Origin of the sequence: Streptomyces misionensis (assembly GCF_900104815.1) — a bacterium.
GTDB lineage: Bacteria > Actinomycetota > Actinomycetes > Streptomycetales > Streptomycetaceae > Streptomyces > Streptomyces misionensis.
This window is the reverse complement of the sequence record NZ_FNTD01000004.1, coordinates 1,665,710-1,678,310: the sequence shown is the minus strand read 5'-3', so window position 1 is coordinate 1,678,310 and position 12,601 is coordinate 1,665,710. Positions and strand designations below refer to the sequence as shown.

The window sequence follows — 12,601 nt, the reverse complement described above, 5'->3', positions numbered from 1 at the left end:
GCGCCTTGGCGTCCGGCCCGTGGAACCGATCTGGAACCGATCTGGGAGGATTCCCGCCATGCCCGCATCACCCAGCACCGCGAGGGCCATCAACGACCGGCTGGCCCTGGGGCTCTTGCAGGAGCGAGGCCCGCTGACGGCGGGGCAGCTGAAACAGCTGACGGGGCTGTCCCGGCCGACGGTCGCGGACCTCGTCGAGCGGCTCACCGCCGCCGGACTGATCAGGGTCGTCGGCGAGTCCGGCGCGGCCCGCCGGGGGCCCAACGCCCGGCTCTACGGCATCGTCGCCGACGGCGCCTTCCTGGCCGCGCTCGACGTGCGCACCGACGGGGTCGTCGTGCTGGTCGCCGACCTGGTGGGGCGGGTGCTCGCGGAGGCGTCCGTGCCGGTCGACCGGGGCGCGGGGACCGGGCCCGCCGTGGAGCGGGTGGTGGCCGCGGTGGAGCGGGCGGCCAAGGAGGCGGGGGCGGAGCGGCTGCACACCGTCGGCATCGGCGCGCCGGGCCTCATCGACCCGGCCACCGGCGACCTCCGCGACTCCGCGGGCCTGCCGGCCTGGCACCGCAGCCTGGCCGCCGCCCTCCAGGAACGGCTGCCCGGGGCCCGGATCACGGTGGAGAACGAGACCAACCTCGCCGCGCTGGCCGAGCAGCGCGAGGGCGCCGCCCGCGACCGGGACACCTTCGTCCTGCTCTGGCTCGGACACGGCACCGGCGCGGCGGTCGTCCTCGACGGCGTCCTGCGTCGCGGTGCCTCCGGGGGCACCGGCGAGATCGGCTTCCTGCCGGTCCCCGGCACGTCCGGCCTTCCCTCCGCCACCGACTGCGCGGGCGGCTTCCACGCCCTGGCGGGCGCCGCGGCCGTCCTGTCCCTGGCGGCCGCCCACGGCCTGCCGACACCGGCCGTGGTCGACGGCCCGGGCGCGGCGTGGGTGGTGCGCGGGGCGGTGGAGAGCGCGTCGGCCACGGGAGCGCCGGCCGCGGACGAGGAGGCCGCGCAGGGATGGCCGGGGGAGGCGTCGGCGGGGCGGATGGCGCAGGCGGGGGCGCGGACGGGGCGAGGGGCGCCGGTTCCCGCCGGGGGCCCGGTGCCGGGGCCGGGGACGGACTCCTCGGCGGCGGGGGGCGGGCCCGTGCCGGGGGAGGGCGTGGCCGGTCGGGCCTCCGGCGGAACGAAGCCGGAGGGTGCCCCGCCGGCCGGGACGGGTGGTGCCGGCGCGCGCTTTCTGGCCGCCCTGGCCGACGGCGTCGCCGTCGGTGCCGCCTCCGTCGTCGCCGTGCTGGATCCCGGGTGCGTGGTGCTCGGCGGGGAGGTCGGGCGGGCCGGGGGCGAGGTGCTCGCCGCTCTCGTGGCCGAGCGGCTCGGCCGGTTGTCGCCCCTGCCCACCGAGGTCCGCGCCGGCGGGCTCGGCGGCTCCGCCGTACTGCGCGGCGCGCTGCTGACGGCCCGCGACCGGGCCCAGGACGAACTGTGGAGCGGGGCGCCGTCCCGCCCGTGACGGCGCCCTCACCCGGACCGTCGCGCCAGGTACTCCTCGAACGTCCCCCTGCCCACGGCCCGTTCCGGCACCAGATGACCCCCCGCGCGAAAGGCCCGGTACGTCCTGCCGGCCAGCGGCACGTTCACCACCCCGCGGCGCCGGCCGGTCGCGCGGAGGAAGGAGCGGGCCAGGGAGTCCAGCGGGCGGACCTCGGGGCCGCCCAGGTCCGCGACCCTGCCCGCCGGCGCCGCGAGCGCCAACTCGGCCAGCCGGTCCGCCACTTCGGCCACCTCCACCGGCTGGTCGGCGACCCCGGCCGGCAGCGGCAGCACCGGTGACGTGGCCAGGGACGTGAAGAGCGACGCGAGCAGGTCGTGGAACCGGGTCGTGCGCAGGATGGTGAAGCCGAGCCCCGAGCGCTCGATCCGCCGCTCCACCGCGAACTTGGTCCGGTAGTAGCCGAACGGCACCTGGTCCACGCCGACGATGGAGATGTACACCAGGTGGCCGACCCCCGCCCGCCGCGCCGCCGCGATCAGCTGCTCGGCCGCCTCCTCGTCACCGCCCCGAGGGCTGCTCGCGCAGTGCACCACCGTCGGGACGCCCGTGAGCGCGGCGTCCAGCGCGGGTCCGCCCCGGCGCAGATCGACGTCGTACGGCCGGGCGTGCCGGCTGAGCGCCCGCACCTCGTGCCCGTCCGACCGCAGCCGCTCGGTGACGTGCCGTCCGAGCGTGCCGGTGCCCCCCGTGACCAGGATCGTGGTCATCCCCGTTCGTCCCTCCCGACCGGGCGCCCCCGGTCGGGGCGCCGTGTACCGGGGGAGACGGGACGCGGACGGGAAATGTGACACGCTCCGCGCCCTGACGTGACGGCCCGGCGGCGGGCAAGGGCCGTCGTCACCGCCGCCGGGCCCGCCCGCACCCTAAAAGGACTAGACCATTACGGTCAATGGGGAAGACACCACCAACCCGAGCCGCGAGCAGGGGACTTGAGGGGCCGCGCCGTCCCGCGCAAGCCCGGGAGCACGCACTGTGAGCGAGCCCACACGCTCCCCCTGTCGGGGCGGGCGCCGGGCGTGGCACACTGGCCGTGTACCAGAAGCAGCGCACTCCGGGGTCGGTGAAAGTCCGAACCGGCGGTTACAGTCCGCGACCCGGTCGCCTCCAGCGACCGGTTGACCAGGTGAAATTCCTGGACCGACGGTTAAAGTCCGGATGGGAGGCAGTGCGCGGCGGGCGGGCACGCGTCACGTGTGCGCGCCGCCGTCTCGGGTCTCGTCCGCATGCGGACGGGTCTTTTTCGGCGACGCCCCCGATGTGTGCTCATCCGTAGATTCTGTCGTCTTCGACAGGCCCCGGAGTCCGTGCCACGAGGCAGGAGGACCCGGGAAGTGTTCACCGGAATCGTCGAAGAGCTGGGTGAAGTCACCGCCGTCGAGAATCTCGGCGACGCCTCCCGTTTCCGGCTCCGCGGCCCCATCGTCACCGAGGGCGCCCGGCACGGCGACTCCATCGCCGTGAACGGAGTCTGCCTCACCGTCGTCGACCACGAGGGCGACGAGTTCACCGCCGACGTCATGGCCGAGACGCTGAACCGCTCCAGCCTGGGCGCGCTCGCCGTCGGCTCCCGCGTCAACCTCGAACGCCCCACCGCCGTCGGCGCCCGCCTCGGCGGCCACATCGTCCAGGGCCATGTCGACGGCACCGGGGAGGTGCTGGAGCGCAAGGTCTCCGAGAACTGGGAGATCGTCAAGATCTCGCTCCCCGCGGACCTCGCCCGCTACGTGGTCGAGAAGGGCTCCATCACCGTCGACGGCATCAGCCTCACCGTGGTGGACGCGGGCCCCGACCACTTCACCGTCAGCCTCATCCCCACCACCCTCGCTCTGACCACCCTCGGTGTGAAGCAGCCCGGCGACCCGGTCAACCTCGAGGTGGACGTCATCGCCAAGTACGTCGAGCGGCTGCTCGCGGCCGGACGGGAGGACGGCCGGTGAACTCGCTCAACTCCGAGGCGTTCACCCTGTTCGGACAGCACATCCTGTGGTCCGACATGATCGGCAACATCCTCGGCCTGATCGGCCTCGTCTTCGGCTGGCGCCGCTCCCTGTGGAGCTGGCCGGTGCAGTTCGTCTCCGGCCTCGTCCTCTTCGCCGCCTTCTACGGCCACCTGACCGGCAGCGCCGGCAAGCAGGCCGTCGTCATGGCGGTCGCCCTCTACGGCTTCTGGCAGTGGAACCGCGGCCGGGGCGGGGCCGGCGACGGCCACATCTCCCCCCGGTTCGCCACCTGGCGCGAGCGGGCCGCCCTCGTCGGCGCCGCCGCCGTCGGCACCGTCGCCGTCGCCCTGCTGTTCACCGCGTTCCCGAAGCTCTCCTGGGACCCCTGGCCGGACGCCTACATCTTCGTCGGCACCGTCGTCGCGATGTACGCCCAGGCCAAGGGCATGGTCGAGTTCTGGTTCGCCTGGCTGCTCGTCGACCTCGTCGGCGTCCCCCTCAACTTCGCCAACGGCTACGCCTTCTCCGGCTTCGTCTACGTCATCTACGGCGCGCTCGTCCTGTGGGGCATGCGCGACTGGTGGCTGCGCTCGCGCAAGAGCACGCGGCCCGTTCTGGAAGGAGCACCGGCATGAGCCCGGCCACCCCCCTGTACGACCCCTTCCCGGTGGAGGACTTCGCGCTCGACCCGGTCGAACAGGCCATCGCCGACATCGCCGCCGGCCGGCCCGTGGTCGTCGTAGACGACGAGGACCGGGAGAACGAGGGCGACCTCGTCGTCGCCGCCGAGAAGGTGACCCCCGAGATCGTCGCCTTCATGATGAGCGAGTGCCGGGGGCTGATCTGCGCCCCCATGGAGAGCGCCGAACTCGACCGGCTGCGGCTGCCGCAGATGGTCGAGGACAACACCGAGTCGATGAGGACCGCCTTCACCGTCTCCGTGGACGCCTCCGCCGCGCACGGCGTGACCACCGGCATCTCCGCCGCCGACCGCGCCACCACGCTGAGGCTGCTCGCGGGCGGCACCGCCGAGCCCGTCGACTTCGTCCGTCCCGGCCACGTCTTCCCGCTGCGCGCCCGCTCCGGCGGGGTCCTGGAGCGCAACGGCCACACCGAGGCCGCCGTCGACCTCGCCCGGCTCGCCGGGCTGCGCCCGGCCGGCGCCATCGTGGAGATCGCGGGCGAGGACGGCCGGATGCTGCGGCTGCCCGAGCTGCTCCCGTTCGCCCGCAAGCACGGCCTGACGATCATCTCCATCGAGGACCTGATCGCTCACCGCCGGGGCACCGAACCCACGGTCCGCCACGAGGCCGAGACCCTGCTGCCCACCCGGCACGGCACCTTCACGGCCCACGGCTACCGCTCCACCCTCGACGGCGTCGAACACGTCGCCCTCGTCCACGGCGACATCGGCACCGGCGAGGACGTCCTCGTCCGCGTCCACTCCGAATGCCTCACCGGGGACGTCTTCGGCTCCCTGCGCTGCGACTGCGGCCCCCAGCTGGACGCCTCCCTCGCGCGCATCCAGGAGGAGGGCCGCGGCGTGGTCGTCTACCTGCGCGGACACGAGGGCCGCGGCATCGGCCTGCTGTCCAAGCTGCGCGCCTACGAACTCCAGGAACAGGGCCGCGACACCCTCGACGCCAACCTGGAACTCGGCCTGCCCGCCGACGCCCGCGACTACGGCGCGGGCGCCCGGATCCTCGCCGACCTCGGCGTGCGCAGCGTCCGGCTGATGACCAACAACCCCGACAAGACCGAGGCGCTGGAGCGCCACGGCCTGAAGGTCACCGGCCGCGAGCCGATGCCCGTCCAGGCGGGCGAGCACAACCTGCGCTACCTGCGCACCAAGCGCGACCGCATGGGCCACGACCTGCCCTGGCTGGACGCCCCGGCCGTGCCGGCGCCCGCCCAGGCCGCCCCCGCGGCCACCTGCCCCAACCAGTAACAGGCCGGCGAGCCGGCGAGCAAGAACGCAACGAGGAGAGACGTGAGCGGCAAGGGTGCACCGGAGCTGTCCGTACGCAACGTGAGCGACCTCAGGGTCGCCGTCATCGCGGCGCAGTGGCACGAGAAGGTGATGGACGGCCTGGTGAACGGCGCCCTGCGCGCCCTGGGCGACCTGGGGATCGACGAGCCGACCCTGATCCGGGTGCCCGGCAGCTTCGAGCTGCCGGTCGCCGCCAAGGTGCTCGCCGGGCGGGGCTACGACGCGGTGGTCGCCCTCGGCGTCGTCATCCGCGGCGGCACCCCTCACTTCGACTACGTGTGCCAGGGCGTCACCGCGGGCCTCACCCAGGTCTCCGTCGAGACCGGCGTCCCCGTCGGCTTCGGCGTGCTCACCTGTGACACCGAGGAGCAGGCCCTGGACCGGGCCGGCATCGAGGGGTCCACCGAGGACAAGGGCCACGAGGCCGTGATCGCGGCGGTGTCCACCGCGGCCACGCTGCGTTCGGTATCCGAACCCTGGCACTGAGGCACCGGCCGGAGCGCGTAGGGTAAGGACCACCATGTCCAAGAAGACGTTCGAGGAGCTCTTCGCCGAGCTCCAGCACAAGGCCGCCCAGGGCGATCCCGCCACCTCCCGCACCGCAGAGCTGGTCGGCAAGGGGGTCCATGCCATCGGCAAGAAGGTCGTCGAAGAGGCCGCCGAGGTCTGGATGGCCGCCGAGTACGAGGGCAAGGAGGCGGCCGCCGAGGAGATCTCGCAGCTGCTGTACCACGTCCAGGTGATGATGGTCGCCCGCGGGATCTCCCTGGACGACGTCTACGCCCACCTCTGACCGACCCGCCGTACCCCGCCGCGGAGCCCCGCGGCGCCCCCCGGAAACCCCTTCACGCAAAGGAAGCCGACCTCATGCTGCGCATCGCCGTCCCCAACAAGGGTTCCCTGTCCGGCCCTGCGGCGGACATGCTGCATGAGGCCGGCTACCGGCAGCGCCGCGAGTCCAAGGAACTGCGGATCGTCGACCCGGGCAACGAGGTCGAGTTCTTCTACCTCCGCCCCCGCGACATCGCGATCTACGTCTCCTCCGGCCGCCTGGACATCGGCATCACCGGCCGTGACCTGCTGGTCGACTCCGGCGCCGACGCCGAGGAGATCCTGCCGCTGGGCTTCGCCCGCTCCACCTTCCGCTTCGCCGGCAAGCCCGGCACCGCGAGCGGCGTCGAGGACCTCAAGGGCCGCACCGTCGCCACCTCCTACGAGGGGATCGTCGCCCGGCACCTCGCCGACAGCGGCGTCGACGCCTCCGTGGTGCACCTCGACGGCGCCGTGGAGACCGCGATCGAGCTGGGCGTCGCCGAGGTCATCGCCGACGTCGTGGAGACCGGCACCAGCCTGCGCAACGCGGGCCTGGAGGTCTTCGGCGAGCCGATCATGAAGTCCGAGGCGATCGTGATCCGCCGTACCGGCGCGGACACCGAGGAACCCAAGGTGCAGCAGTTCCTGCGCCGCCTCCAGGGCGTCCTCGTGGCCCGCACGTACGTGATGATGGACTACGACTGCCGGGTCGAGCAGCTGGAGAAGGCCGTCGCCCTCACCCCCGGCCTGGAGTCCCCGACCGTCTCCCCGCTGCACAACGAGGGCTGGGTCGCGGTCCGCGCCATGGTCCCCGCCAAGGACGCGCAGCGGATCATGGACGACCTCTACGCCATCGGCGCCCGCGCCATCCTGACCACGGCCATCCACGCCTGCCGCCTTTGATGAGCACGCCGATGTCCGAGCTGCCCACCCTCCCTGTCACCTTCCGGCCGGGCCACACCCGGGCCATCCTGCTCACCGCCGGCGTGGTGATCTTCCTGACCATATCGGGGATCGCCGTGCTGCTGGAGGGGCTCGGCCCGGGGGAGCGGCTGAGCTTCGTGGTCACCGGGGCGCTGATCTTCTGGGTGCTGGCCAAGCTGGCCCGGGTGAAGGTCGTCGCCGACGAGCAGGGCGTCACCGTCGTCAACATCGCCGGCACGCGTCGTCTGGACTGGGCGGAGATCCTTCAGGTGAACCTCCGTCCGGGCGATCCCTGGGTGTTCCTCAACCTCAGCGACGGCACCAGCCTGCCCGCGCTCGGCATCCAGCCGGGCCTCGCCAAGCAGCGCGCGATCGCCGACGCCAGGGCGCTCCGGGCGCTCGCCGAGGCCCGCTCGGCCGCCCGCCTCGGGGAAGATCAGGGCTGACTCGGGGCCGCCCACCCTGCCCGCCCGGCCCCTGTCTTGATTAATCTGGTGGGCGGAGGCCGCGCCGAAGCGCCTCCGCCCCTGTGCGCCGCCCGGTGCCGGGGGTTCCTGCTACCCGAGGAGTGAATCCCTCCGGCGATGGACGGATCGTCCTGTAGTACCTGCGCCGCCCCCACCCGACATACCGGGAAGGCGGCGGCATCGTGACCACCCCCCTGCTGCTCCTCGCAGCCGCGTTCCTGCTCATTCTCGCCAACGGATTCTTCGTGGCGGCCGAGTTCGGCCTGGTGACCGTCGAACGCCCCGAGGCCGAGAAGGCCGCGGCCGACGGCGACAAGCGCGCGCGTACCGTCGTGGAGTCGCTGAAGCACCTGTCCTTCCAGCTCTCCGGCACCCAGCTCGGCATCACCATCACCTCCCTGGTCGTCGGCATGCTCGCCGAACCGGCCCTGGGACGGCTGCTGCGCGGCCCGTTCGCCGCCCTCGGCCTGCCCGGCGGCGCCGCCTCCGGCACCGCCGTGGTCGTCGGCATGCTGCTGGCCTCCGCGATCCAGATGGTGATCGGCGAACTCGTGCCCAAGAACTGGGCGGTGTCCCGCCCGCTCCAGGTCGCCCGCTTCGTCGCGGGTCCCCAGCACCACTTCTCCCGGTTGTTCCGGCCGGTGATCGCCGCGCTCAACACGGTCGCCAACCGGCTGGTCCGCGCCCTCGGCGTCGAACCCGCCGAGGAGCTGGCCTCCGCGCGCACCCCGGGCGAACTGGTCTCGCTCGCCCGGCACTCCGCACAGGCCGGCGCCCTGGAGCAGGACACGGCCGACCTGTTCGTGCGCACCCTGTCGCTGGGCGAGCTGACCGCACAGCACGTGATGACCCCCCGGGTGAAGGTCAGCGCGCTCCAGGACTCGGCCACCGCCGAGGACGTGGTCAACCTCACCCGGGCCACCGGACTGTCCCGCTTCCCCGTCTACCGGGAGAAGATCGACGAGGTCGTCGGCATGGCCCACCTCAAGGACGCGCTCGCCGTCCCGGCGCACGACCGGCTGCGCACCCCCGTCGGCCGGATCGCCCGTCCGGCGCTGCTGGTCCCCGAGACCCTGCCGGTGCAGCCCCTGCTGGCCCGGCTGCGCAGCGAGCAGCCCATCGCGGTCGTGGTGGACGAGTACGGCGGCACCGCCGGCGTGGTCACCCTGGAGGACATCGTCGAGGAACTGGTCGGCGAGGTCCGCGACGAGCACGACGCCAAGGACGTGCCCGAACTGGCCGTAGCCCCGCCCGAGGACGGCAGGCCCGCCTGGGACGTGGCCGGCAGCTGCCGGGTCGACATCCTCAAGCGGATAGGCCTGGACGTGCCCGAGGGGCCCTACGAGACCGTCGCCGGGCTGGTCGCCGACCTGCTCGGCCGGATCCCGGCCCCCGGCGACCGGGCCGAGCTGCCCGGCTGGCGGCTCGCGGTCCGCCAGGTCGGCCACTACCGCGCCGAGCGGGTCCGCCTGGTCAGGACGGCCCCGGCGGCGAACATCGCGGAGGCCGTCCGATGAGCGTGTTGCAGTTGTTCTTCGCCGCGCTGCTCGTGCTCGCCAACGGCTTCTTCGTCGGCGCCGAGTTCGCGCTCGTCTCCGTGCGCCGCAGCCAGATCGAACCGCTCGGCACCGCGCGGGCCCGCCAGGTGCTGTACGGCCTCCAGCGGCTGCCCCAGATGATGGCCGCCGCGCAGTTCGGCATCACCGTCTGCTCGCTGACCCTCGGCGCGGTCGCCGAGCCGACCGTGGCGCACCTGCTGGAGCCGCTCTTCGAGGCGGTCCACCTCCCCGACGGCGTGATCCATCCGCTCGGCTACGTCATCGCCCTGGCCGGGGTGGTCTTCTTCCACCTGGTCATCGGCGAGATGGTGCCGAAGAACCTGGCCATGGCGGCGCCCGAGAAGGCGGCGCTGTGGCTCAGCCCCGGACTGGTCTGGTTCGCCCGCGTGTGCAAGCCGATCACCGTGTCCCTGGGCGCCGTCGCCCAGGCCGTGCTGCGGCTGTTCCGGGTGGAGCCCAAGGACGAGGTCGAGGCGGTCGTCACCAGTGAGCAGCTCAACCGGCTCCTGGAGGACTCCGGCGAGGCGGGCCTCCTCGACCCGGAGGAGCGCGAACGCCTGGAGGACGCGCTGGAGCTGGGCTCCCGCCCGGTGACGGACGTCCTGCTGCCCCGCGAGTCCCTGGTCACGGTGACCCCGGCGGTCACCCCCGGAGAGATCGTCCGGCTGACCGCGCGCACCGGCTACTCCCGCTTCCCGGTCGCGGCGACCGAGAAGGGCGCGTTCATGGGGTACGTCCATGTGAAGGACGTCCTCGACCTGGAGGACTCCGAGCGCGCGGTGCCCCAGAACGTCTGGATCCCCATGACCACCCTGCGGGCCGAACTCCCCCTGGACGACGCCCTCACGGTCATGCGCCGCGCCGCCACGCACCTGGCCCAGGTGGCCGACGCGTCCGGCAAGGTCCTCGGTCTGGTGGCCCTGGAGGACGTCCTGGAGATGCTGGTGGGCGAGGTCCGCGACCCGGCCCACCGGGAGATCGCCGACATGCGGCTGACCGAGCCGCGGGTGAGCGGGGAGCCGGAACAGGCGCTCGCGACCTAGCGGCGGCGGTGCGGGGAGCCGGGCGGTCCGCCCGGCTCCCCGTGTCCCACCGGGCCGTACCTACCCCGCCGACGGATCCTGCGGCCCCCGGCCCGACAGCACCTCCCCGTACGCCTGCATCAGATCGGCCAGCCGCAGTGTCGCGAGGTCCTCCCGCGACAGCGCCCCCGGGTACGTCGACAACCGCAGATCCCGGTACGCGCAGCTCTTCTCGTACAGGGTGCGCAGGAACCGCCCGTTCCCCAGCTCGTCGATCCACCCCTGCTCCACCACGTGCCCGGCGATCGACCGCAGCTCCTCCAGCGCCTCCTCGTCCCACAGGTCACCGTTCTCCCCGGCCAGCACCTTCCCGATCTCGGTGAGTTCCGCCGGCCGGTAGGAGGGGAAGTCGACACGGGTGGTGAACCGGGACGACAACCCCGGGTTCGCGGCGAGCAGCCGGTCCATGCCCTCGGGGTACCCGGCGAGGATCACCACCAGGTGGTCCCGGTTGTCCTCCGCCCGCTTCAGCAGCACTTGCAGGGCCTCGTCCCCGTACGCGTCCCCCTTGCCGTACCCGGAGTTGGAGAGCGAGTACGCCTCGTCCACGAACAGCACCCCGCCGATCGCGGAGTCGATCAGCTCGTTGGCCTTCACGGCGGTCTGCCCGAGGTACTCGCCGACCAGATCGGCCCGCTGCGCCTCCACCAGGTGGTCCCCGCCGAGCAGGCCGAGGGCGTAGAAGACCCGGCCGAGGATGCGCGCCACCGTGGTCTTGCCGGTCCCGGACGGACCGGAGAAGACGAAGTGCCGTTTCGGCGGCTGCACCGGCAGTCCCTGCCCGGCCCGCAGCCGCGCCATGTTCAACTGCGCGGACAGTGCCTTCACCTGGCGCTTGACCGGTTCGAGCCCCACCATCCGCTCCAGCTCGGCGAGCGCCTGTTCGAGCAGGGCGGGATCGGTCGGTCCGGTGGGTATCGGCGAGCCGGTGCCCCCCGTCCGGTCGCGGACCGCGGGGGCGGCCACCGACGGCAGCGGCCCGGTCGGCAGCTCCGGCTCGGGCAGCCGCAGATCCCGCCCCTCGGCGCCGAACAGCGGGTCGAAGCCGTCCGGCCCGTCCACGGTGTCCGTGCCGGTCAGCGTGATCGCGGCGAGGTCGGCCGCGTCGTCGTACCCGTCCCCCTCGGCGATCGCCGCGAGCCGGGCGGAGGTGTCCATGAAGGCGGGGTCGACCCGGTGCACCGCGCGGTACAGGGGGAGCGCGGCGGCGGAGCGGCCGGTGCCCTCGTGCGCCCGCGCCAGCCAGTAGCGCAGCTCCTTGCGCTGCGGCTGTTCGCTGCGGCAGCGCATCAGCGCCGCCGACAGCAGCGGCTCGGCCTGGCCGTACATCTCCAGCCGGACCCGGGCCATGCCGCCGAACAGCCCGGCCTCGATGCCGAGCAGCGCGTCGTCCAGCAGCGGATCGGTGTGGCGGACCAGCTGGTCCCAGTCCTTGACCAGATAGGCGCGGCAGGCGTGCAGGAAGCGGACCTGCGGGTCGGTGTCGACCGGGGGCAGCCCGGCCAGCGCCCGGTCCAGCTCGGGCACGTGCCGGCCGTCCAGCCAGTGCGAGGCGTGGGCGAGCAGCAGATCACGCGGGTTCTCCAGCACCGGCTGCACCCACCAGCCCAGCCAGTACCAGGAGTTGAGCGATCTGCGGTGGCGGGCGCGCTGTTCCCCGAAGCGCTCGCGGTGCCGGAACATCCGCAGCAGCGCGGTGGTGGTGTCGACCCGGAGCGCGTGCAGCCCGAGCCAGCCGTCCGCCATGCCCGGGTCCATCCGCACCGCGGCCCGGAACTCCTCCTCCGCCTGCGGATAGGCACCCATCGTGTAGGCGTCGACCCCGCGCAGCCAGGCGAGGTCGGCCGGGGCCTCGGGGCCCTGCGTGCCGAAGTCCATCACGTCCCCCACAGACCGTGCCCCCGTGGTTCACCGCCGGACGGTCGCCCGGCGGCCGCCGCGGCCGAACCGCTGTGCCGCGGACCGGAGTTGCAGGTGCGCGAGGCAGCCGCCGAGGTCGCACCAAGGGCATCGTACCCGCGGTGTGTCCGCGGGCCGTAGGGTGCCGCAGGGGCCGTTCGGCGAGGTGGGAGCGGACGGGGCGGGGCAAGGCGGTGACCGAGGGTGACGGAATCGGTGCGCGAGGGCCCCGGAAATCGGTCCGCGGGCAGAACGAAGCCCCCGATCACGGGGGAACAACCGGGGGCTTCGCGTCTTCGGGCGGCTCCGAAAGGCCGCACATTGAGAACGTAAGTCCTGTACGGGCCCCGGGTCAAGCGAAGTTGGGGCACTTGGGCAAGTTGGCCG

12 protein-coding genes and 1 riboswitch are annotated in these 12,601 nt (G+C 73.3%); of the genes, 10 read left to right on the top strand and 2 right to left on the bottom strand.

The window, feature by feature from the left end; translation table 11 throughout:
* Positions 1-58 precede the first annotated feature (58 nt).
* A complete protein-coding gene (locus BLW85_RS09105; RefSeq protein ID WP_074991792.1) occupies positions 59-1,498 on the top strand; it encodes an ROK family transcriptional regulator in 1,440 nt (479 codons plus the stop codon).
* A gap of 8 nt (positions 1,499-1,506) precedes the next feature.
* Here BLW85_RS09105 and BLW85_RS09100 read toward each other — a convergent pair whose 3' ends face one another.
* Positions 1,507-2,247, bottom strand: coding sequence for an SDR family oxidoreductase (locus BLW85_RS09100; RefSeq protein WP_074991791.1), 741 nt, complete (start codon positions 2,245-2,247; stop codon positions 1,507-1,509).
* A gap of 335 nt (positions 2,248-2,582) precedes the next feature.
* Positions 2,583-2,713: riboswitch (FMN riboswitch) on the top strand.
* 158 nt (positions 2,714-2,871) lie between these two features.
* Here BLW85_RS09100 and BLW85_RS09095 point away from each other — a divergent pair.
* The 9 genes from BLW85_RS09095 to BLW85_RS09055 all read left to right on the top strand — a co-directional run bounded on the left by BLW85_RS09095 (position 2,872) and on the right by BLW85_RS09055 (position 10,276).
* Complete coding sequence (locus tag BLW85_RS09095) at positions 2,872-3,477, top strand: riboflavin synthase (protein WP_070030024.1); 606 nt, start codon at positions 2,872-2,874, stop codon at positions 3,475-3,477.
* On the top strand, positions 3,474-4,115 hold the full coding sequence (locus BLW85_RS09090) for a nicotinamide mononucleotide transporter family protein (protein WP_074991790.1): 642 nt from the start codon (positions 3,474-3,476) through the stop codon (positions 4,113-4,115). The genes BLW85_RS09095 and BLW85_RS09090 overlap by 4 nt, the downstream gene beginning before the upstream one ends.
* The gene (locus tag BLW85_RS09085; protein ID WP_074991789.1) at positions 4,112-5,428 is read left to right on the top strand and encodes a bifunctional 3,4-dihydroxy-2-butanone-4-phosphate synthase/GTP cyclohydrolase II; all 1,317 of its coding nucleotides are present in this window, start codon (positions 4,112-4,114) and stop codon (positions 5,426-5,428) included. Before BLW85_RS09090 ends, BLW85_RS09085 begins: the two co-directional genes overlap by 4 nt.
* 42 nt (positions 5,429-5,470) lie before the next feature.
* Positions 5,471-5,956: a 6,7-dimethyl-8-ribityllumazine synthase gene (ribH, locus tag BLW85_RS09080; protein ID WP_070030021.1), complete on the top strand. Its 486-nt coding sequence runs from the start codon at positions 5,471-5,473 to the stop codon at positions 5,954-5,956.
* Positions 5,957-5,990: 34 nt separating this feature from the next.
* Complete coding sequence (locus BLW85_RS09075) at positions 5,991-6,263, top strand: phosphoribosyl-ATP diphosphatase (RefSeq protein WP_070030020.1); 273 nt, start codon at positions 5,991-5,993, stop codon at positions 6,261-6,263.
* A 74-nt stretch (positions 6,264-6,337) separates the two neighbouring features.
* The gene (gene hisG, locus BLW85_RS09070; RefSeq protein ID WP_070030019.1) at positions 6,338-7,186 is read left to right on the top strand and encodes an ATP phosphoribosyltransferase; all 849 of its coding nucleotides are present in this window, start codon (positions 6,338-6,340) and stop codon (positions 7,184-7,186) included.
* 11 nt (positions 7,187-7,197) lie between these two features.
* Complete coding sequence (locus tag BLW85_RS09065; protein WP_070030018.1) at positions 7,198-7,653, top strand: PH domain-containing protein; 456 nt, start codon at positions 7,198-7,200, stop codon at positions 7,651-7,653.
* A 203-nt stretch (positions 7,654-7,856) separates the two neighbouring features.
* A complete protein-coding gene (locus BLW85_RS09060; RefSeq protein WP_070030017.1) occupies positions 7,857-9,191 on the top strand; it encodes a hemolysin family protein in 1,335 nt (444 codons plus the stop codon).
* On the top strand, positions 9,188-10,276 hold the full coding sequence (locus BLW85_RS09055; RefSeq protein ID WP_074991788.1) for a hemolysin family protein: 1,089 nt from the start codon (positions 9,188-9,190) through the stop codon (positions 10,274-10,276). The genes BLW85_RS09060 and BLW85_RS09055 overlap by 4 nt, the downstream gene beginning before the upstream one ends.
* 60 nt (positions 10,277-10,336) lie before the next feature.
* Here BLW85_RS09055 and BLW85_RS09050 read toward each other — a convergent pair whose 3' ends face one another.
* Positions 10,337-12,193, bottom strand: coding sequence for an AAA family ATPase (locus BLW85_RS09050; protein WP_070030015.1), 1,857 nt, complete (start codon positions 12,191-12,193; stop codon positions 10,337-10,339).
* Between the last annotated feature and the right edge of the window lie 408 nt (positions 12,194-12,601).

Bases quoted from the DNA above. Each gene is read 5' to 3' on its own strand.
- BLW85_RS09105 (WP_074991792.1), top strand. From the start codon at position 59: ATGCCCGCATCACCCAGCACCGCGAGGGCCATCAACGACCGGCTGGCC.
- BLW85_RS09100 (WP_074991791.1), bottom strand. From the start codon at position 2,247: ATGACCACGATCCTGGTCACGGGGGGCACCGGCACGCTCGGACGGCAC.
- BLW85_RS09085 (WP_074991789.1), top strand. From the start codon at position 4,112: ATGAGCCCGGCCACCCCCCTGTACGACCCCTTCCCGGTGGAGGACTTC.
- BLW85_RS09075 (WP_070030020.1), top strand. From the start codon at position 5,991: ATGTCCAAGAAGACGTTCGAGGAGCTCTTCGCCGAGCTCCAGCACAAG.
- hisG (WP_070030019.1), top strand. From the start codon at position 6,338: ATGCTGCGCATCGCCGTCCCCAACAAGGGTTCCCTGTCCGGCCCTGCG.
- BLW85_RS09065 (WP_070030018.1), top strand. From the start codon at position 7,198: ATGTCCGAGCTGCCCACCCTCCCTGTCACCTTCCGGCCGGGCCACACC.
- BLW85_RS09055 (WP_074991788.1), top strand. From the start codon at position 9,188: ATGAGCGTGTTGCAGTTGTTCTTCGCCGCGCTGCTCGTGCTCGCCAAC.
- BLW85_RS09050 (WP_070030015.1), bottom strand. From the start codon at position 12,193: ATGGACTTCGGCACGCAGGGCCCCGAGGCCCCGGCCGACCTCGCCTGG.